Source organism: Streptomyces viridosporus (genome assembly GCF_002078235.1).
GTDB lineage: Bacteria > Actinomycetota > Actinomycetes > Streptomycetales > Streptomycetaceae > Streptomyces > Streptomyces viridosporus.
On sequence record NZ_MSGP01000293.1, the window covers coordinates 1 to 5,620 of the forward strand.

Consider the following 5,620-nt stretch of genomic DNA (forward strand, 5'->3'; position numbering starts at 1 on the left):
TCCCTCATCGCGGCCGCGATGCGCCGCCTGCGCGAGCAGCCCCCGACCGTGCTGGCGGGCCTGCGGGTCACCGGCGCCGAGGACCTGACCCGGGGCACGGACCGGCTCCCGCCCACCGACGGCCTGCGCTACACCCTGGACGGCGCCCGGGTGATCGTCCGCCCCAGCGGCACGGAACCGAAGCTGAAGTGCTACCTGGAGGTGGTGGTCCCGGTCCCCGCCCGGGCCGACCTCCCCGCGGCCCGCGCGACGGCGGCGGAACTGCTGACCGCGCTCAAGCGGGACCTGGCGCGCGCGGCCGGCATCTGAGGGCCCCGGCGGGGCCCGTGGTCCACCGCGCCCCGCCGGGCACCGCGGACCACGGGCCCCGGCCGGACCCGCCGCGCGCTCAGCCCACGGCGAGGCTCAGCCCACGGCGAGCAGGACCGCCAGCAGCACGGCACCCGCGACCGCCGGCCCGGCGATCTCGTAGGCCCACCGCACGGTCACCTCGCCCTGGGCCGCCGGCTCCTCCTGGCGGATCTCGTGCGTCCTGCGCAGCTCGTCCATGATCTGGTCGCCCTCCGCCCGCTTCGGCGCCTCGGTGACGCCCCCGGGGCCGAGTCCGAGGCCGGCACCGGGGTCGCGCCGCTCGCCCCGGCCGGCGGCGCGGGCGGCCCGCGCGTCCAGCCGGTCCTGGGCCCGCGACGCCCTCTTGCGGGCGCGCAGCGAGACGGGGATGGCCCACAGCTGGTACTTGGTGCCGGAGTCGTCGACGACCTCGTTGGTGAAACCGGAGCGCAGGGAGGCGACCTGCCCCCAGGGCAGCACGACGACGCGGAAGGGGTTGCGGACGCGCAGCCGGTCGTCGTTGGCGAAGACGGCGGGGCGCAGGGTGTAGGCGACGACCAGGGGCACGAGGAAGAGCATCACGGCGAGGGCCAGCCACGGCGTGCGGCCCTCCCCGACGACCAGCGCGTCGATGCCGAGCCACCCGATGAGGGCGAGCAGCAGCACACCGCCGGCGAGGGCCGCGGGCGAGCGGTAGGTCCGGTCCTTGTACTGGGGCACCGCAGACGTCGAGGACTGCGGGGCCTTCGTGGTCTTCGTGGGTTTCGAAGGCTCCGGCGCAGGCGACTGGGGCTCAGGGGTCGTCATGCTCCCGATTCTGCACGACGGCCCCGGAAGCACTCGTACGCGGTGGAGCCCGGCCGGTGCCGCGGGCGGCCGTACGCGACGGAGCCGGGGGCGTGCGGGACGGTTCCGGGGCCGTGCGGGACGGTTCCGGGGCCGTGCGGGGCGGTTCCGGGGCCGTGCGGGGCGGTTCCGGGGGCTGTACAGCCGCTACGCGCGTAGATATGCTCGGCTTGTGACCATGTCCACCACTGCTCCCCCCGCACACGCCCTGAGCGACGTCACCGCGTCCGACAGCACGCTGCGCCGCTTCCTCCACGGGCTGCCCGGCGTCGACGCGGTCGGCCTGGAGGCCCGTGCCGCCTCCCTCGGCACCCGCTCGATCAAGACGACCGCGAAGGCGTACGCCATCGACCTCGCCATCTCGATGGTCGACCTGACGACGCTGGAAGGCGCGGACACCCCGGGCAAGGTCCGGGCGCTCGGCGCGAAGGCGGTCCGCCCCGACCCGACCGACCGCACGACCCCCGCCACGGCCGCGGTCTGCGTCTACCCCGACATGGTGGCCACGGCCAAGGAGGCGGTCGCCGGTTCCGGCGTCAAGGTCGCCTCCGTCGCCACCGCCTTCCCGGCCGGCCGCGCCCCGCTCGCCGTCAAGCTGGCGGACGTCCGCGAGGCCGTCGCCGCCGGCGCGGACGAGATCGACATGGTCATCGACCGCGGGGCGTTCCTCGCCGGGAACTACCGGAAGGTGTACGACGAGATCGTCGCAGTGAAGGAGGCCTGCGGCGCGAGCGCGCGGCTGAAGGTCATCTTCGAGACGGGCGAGCTGTCGACGTACGACAACATCCGGCGGGCGAGCTGGCTCGGCATGCTGGCGGGCGCGGACTTCATCAAGACCTCGACCGGCAAGGTGGCGGTGAACGCCACGCCCGCGAACACGCTCCTGATGCTGGAGGCGGTCCGCGACTTCCGCGCCCAGACCGGCGTCCAGGTCGGCGTGAAGCCGGCCGGCGGCATCCGCACCAGCAAGGACGCGGTCAAGTTCCTCGTGCTGGTCAACGAGACCGCGGGCGAGGACTGGCTGGACAACCACTGGTTCCGCTTCGGCGCCTCCTCGCTGCTGAACGATCTGCTGATGCAGCGCCAGAAGCTGGCCACCGGCCGTTACTCCGGCCCCGACTACGTGACGGTGGACTGATCACCATGGCATCCGCATTCGAGTACGCCCCGGCGCCCGAGTCCCGCTCGGTCGTCGACATCGCGCCGTCCTACGGCCTGTTCATCGACGGCGAGTTCGCCGACGCGGCCGACGGCAAGGCCTTCAAGACCGTCAGCCCCGCCACCGAGGAGGTCCTCTCCGAGGTCGCCCGGGCCGGCGAGGCGGACGTGGACCGCGCGGTGCGGGCCGCCCGCAAGGCGTTCGGGAAGTGGTCCGCGCTGCCCGGCTCCGAGCGCGCCAAGTACCTGTTCCGGATCGCCCGGATCATCCAGGAGCGCAGCCGCGAGCTGGCCGTCCTGGAGACGCTGGACAACGGCAAGCCGATCAGGGAGACGCGCGACGCCGACCTGCCCCTGGTCGCCGCGCACTTCTTCTACTACGCGGGCTGGGCCGACAAGCTGGAGCACGCCGGGTTCGGCGCCGACCCCCGGCCGCTCGGCGTCGCGGGCCAGGTCATCCCCTGGAACTTCCCGCTGCTGATGCTCGCCTGGAAGATCGCCCCGGCGCTCGCGACCGGCAACACGGTGGTGCTCAAGCCCGCCGAGACGACCCCGCTCTCCGCGCTCTTCTTCGCGGACATCTGCCGCCAGGCCGGTCTCCCCAAGGGCGTCGTCAACATCCTTCCCGGCTACGGCGACACCGGCGCCGCGCTGGTCGCGCACCCGGACGTGGACAAGGTCGCCTTCACCGGCTCCACGGCCGTCGGCAAGCAGATCGCCCGGACCGTCGCCGGCACGCGCAAGAAGCTCACCCTGGAACTGGGCGGCAAGGGCGCCAACATCGTCTTCGACGACGCCCCGATCGACCAGGCCGTCGAGGGCGTCGTCAACGGCATCTTCTTCAACCAGGGCCAGGTCTGCTGCGCGGGCTCCCGCCTGCTGGTCCAGGAGTCGGTCCAGGACGAGCTGCTGGACTCCCTCAAGCGCCGGCTCTCCACGCTGCGCCTGGGCGACCCGCTCGACAAGAACACCGACATCGGCGCGATCAACTCCGCGGAGCAGCTCTCCCGCATCACCTCGCTCGTCGAGCAGGGCGAGGCGGAGGGCGCCGAGCGCTGGTCCCCGGCCTGCGAACTCCCCGAGAGCGGCTACTGGTTCGCGCCGACCCTGTTCACGGGCGTCACCCAGGCGCACACCGTCGCCCGCGACGAGATCTTCGGCCCGGTGCTGTCGGTGCTCACCTTCCGCACCCCGGACGAGGCCGTCGCCAAGGCCAACAACACGCCGTACGGCCTGTCGGCGGGCATCTGGACGGAGAAGGGCTCGCGGATCCTGGCCGTGGCGAACAAGCTCCGTGCGGGGGTCGTCTGGTCCAACACGTTCAACAAGTTCGACCCGACCTCGCCGTTCGGCGGCTACAAGGAGTCGGGCTTCGGCCGCGAGGGCGGCCGCCACGGCCTGGAGGCGTACCTCGATGTCTGAGAAGTCCGAGAAGGTGGAAAAGGTCGAGAAGGCCGAGAAGCCTGAGAAGGCCGGGAAGCCCGAGAAGGCCGAGCGGCTCTCCGTCTTCAAGACCTACAAGCTGTACGTCGGCGGGAAGTTCCCGCGTTCCGAGAGCGGCCGGGTGTACGAGGTGACGGACTCGAAGGACGACTGGCTGGCCAACGCACCGCTCGCCTCCCGCAAGGACGCCCGGGACGCGGTGGTCGCCGCCCGCAAGGCGTTCGGCGCCTGGTCCGGGGCGACGGCGTACAACCGCGGCCAGATCCTCTACCGCGTCGCGGAGATGCTGGAGGGCCGCCGCGACCAGTACGTCCGCGAGGTCGCCGACGCCGAGGGTCTGTCGAAGTCCAGGGCCGCCGCCCAGGTGGACGCGGCGATCGACCGCTGGGTCTGGTACGCGGGCTGGACCGACAAGATCGCCCAGGTGGTCGGTGGCTCGAACCCGGTCGCCGGACCGTACTTCAACCTCTCCTCGCCCGAGCCGACCGGCGTGGTCGCGGTCCTCGCCCCCCAGGAGTCGTCGTTCCTGGGCCTGGTCTCGGTGGTCGCCCCGGTGATCGCGACCGGCAACACGGCGGTCGTGGTCGCGAGCGAGAGGTCGCCGCTCCCGGCCCTCTCCCTCGGCGAGGTCCTGGCCACCTCCGACCTGCCCGGCGGCGTCGTCAACGTCCTGTCCGGCCGTACGGCGGAGATCGCCGCCCCGCTCGCCGCGCACCAGGACGTCAACGCGATCGACCTCGCGGGCGCCGACGAGGCGCTGGCGAAGGAGCTGGAGATCGCGGCCGCGGACAACCTCAAGCGCGTCCTGCGTCCACAGCCTGTGGACGACTGGTCGGCGACACCGGGCACGGACCGCATGACGGCGTTCCTGGAGACCAAGACGGTCTGGCACCCGACGGGTTCGCTGGGCGCCTCGGGCTCCGCCTACTGACCGGCCCCGTACGGCCGGAGCGCCGCACCCCGCCCGGACGGCGGACGGGTGCGGCGCTCCGCCGTTTCCGTGCGGTCCGCCCTCACCCGGCCGGCCCGCCCACCGCCGGGCCGACCACCGGCACGCTGCCGACCGACGGCGCCTGGGCGACCGGACCGGTCACCGCGCGCGAGTCCACCGGCCGGAAGTCGGCGACCTGGGTGCCGACGCCGTTGTCGAGCGGGTCCACTCCCGTGCCGGCGAGCGGATTGGGCTTCAGGTCCGCGACCGGGCCCGTGACATGAGCGGTCGAGCCGGTCGCGGACCGCAGGCCGGCCTGCGGGTCGAGGGCGCCGAGCGAGGAGCGGTCCGCGTCCACCGCGCCCGGGAGCGGCCCGGAATCCGCCGCTGCCGCCGTCGCCGCGCCCGCCCCGAGCGCCGCGCCCGCGGTCGCGAGGACGGCCAGGGTGCGTCGGACGGTCGACGCCCCGGGTGCGCTGTATCGGCCCATCGCTCTACCACCTCTTGCCTTCACCGAGTCACTGATCGGACGCGCAGAGTAGCCGAGATGTGACGCACGCTTCAAAGCCGGACCACGGGGTCGTACGCCGCCCGGTCGATGCCTCACACTGGTGTCCCGTGAGTTCCCAGTCGCCCATATCCGCGCGAGTCGTGCTGCTCTGCGGCCCCTCCGGCTCCGGCAAGTCNNCGCGGGCAGCTCCGACATCGACTGGGACCATCCCGGTTCCTGGGACGCGGACACCGCGCTCGCCGCGATCGACCGGCTGTGCCGCACGGGCCGCACCCCGGTCCCCGTCTACGACATCTCGCTCAGCGCCCGCACGGGCGAGGGGAGCGTCGACATCGGCACCGCCCCGCTGTTCATCGCGGAGGGCATCTTCGCCGCGGAGATCGTCACCCGCTGCCGTGAAC

Annotated in this window: 5 protein-coding genes and 2 pseudogenes; 5 read left to right on the top strand and 2 right to left on the bottom strand. The window is 73.2% G+C overall.

Annotated features, from left to right (window positions below):
- Nucleotides 1–309 (top strand): annotated as a pseudogene (locus B7L92_RS21010) (phospho-sugar mutase); the annotation flags it as partial.
- A gap of 96 nt (nucleotides 310–405) precedes the next feature.
- Here B7L92_RS21010 and B7L92_RS21015 read toward each other — a convergent pair.
- Complete coding sequence (locus B7L92_RS21015; protein WP_081239044.1) at nucleotides 406–1,137, bottom strand: PH domain-containing protein; 732 nt, start codon at nucleotides 1,135–1,137, stop codon at nucleotides 406–408.
- Nucleotides 1,138–1,354: 217 nt separating this feature from the next.
- Between B7L92_RS21015 and deoC the strand changes: the two genes are divergently transcribed.
- The 3 genes from deoC to B7L92_RS21030 are packed head-to-tail and all read left to right on the top strand — an operon-like array spanning nucleotide 1,355 to nucleotide 4,708.
- Complete coding sequence (deoC, locus tag B7L92_RS21020; protein ID WP_039831511.1) at nucleotides 1,355–2,314, top strand: deoxyribose-phosphate aldolase; 960 nt, start codon at nucleotides 1,355–1,357, stop codon at nucleotides 2,312–2,314.
- Nucleotides 2,315–2,319: 5 nt separating this feature from the next.
- Entirely contained in the window at nucleotides 2,320–3,756 is a 1,437-nt protein-coding gene (locus B7L92_RS21025) for an aldehyde dehydrogenase family protein (protein ID WP_081239045.1), read from the top strand.
- Complete coding sequence (locus B7L92_RS21030; RefSeq protein ID WP_255311061.1) at nucleotides 3,749–4,708, top strand: aldehyde dehydrogenase family protein; 960 nt, start codon at nucleotides 3,749–3,751, stop codon at nucleotides 4,706–4,708. Before B7L92_RS21025 ends, B7L92_RS21030 begins: the two co-directional genes overlap by 8 nt.
- An 82-nt stretch (nucleotides 4,709–4,790) precedes the next feature.
- Here B7L92_RS21030 and B7L92_RS21035 read toward each other — a convergent pair whose 3' ends face one another.
- The gene (locus tag B7L92_RS21035) at nucleotides 4,791–5,198 is read right to left on the bottom strand and encodes a hypothetical protein (protein WP_081239046.1); all 408 of its coding nucleotides are present in this window, start codon (nucleotides 5,196–5,198) and stop codon (nucleotides 4,791–4,793) included.
- Nucleotides 5,199–5,344: 146 nt separating this feature from the next.
- Between B7L92_RS21035 and B7L92_RS21040 the strand changes: the two are divergent.
- Nucleotides 5,345–5,620 (top strand): annotated as a pseudogene (locus B7L92_RS21040) (uridine kinase); the annotation flags it as partial.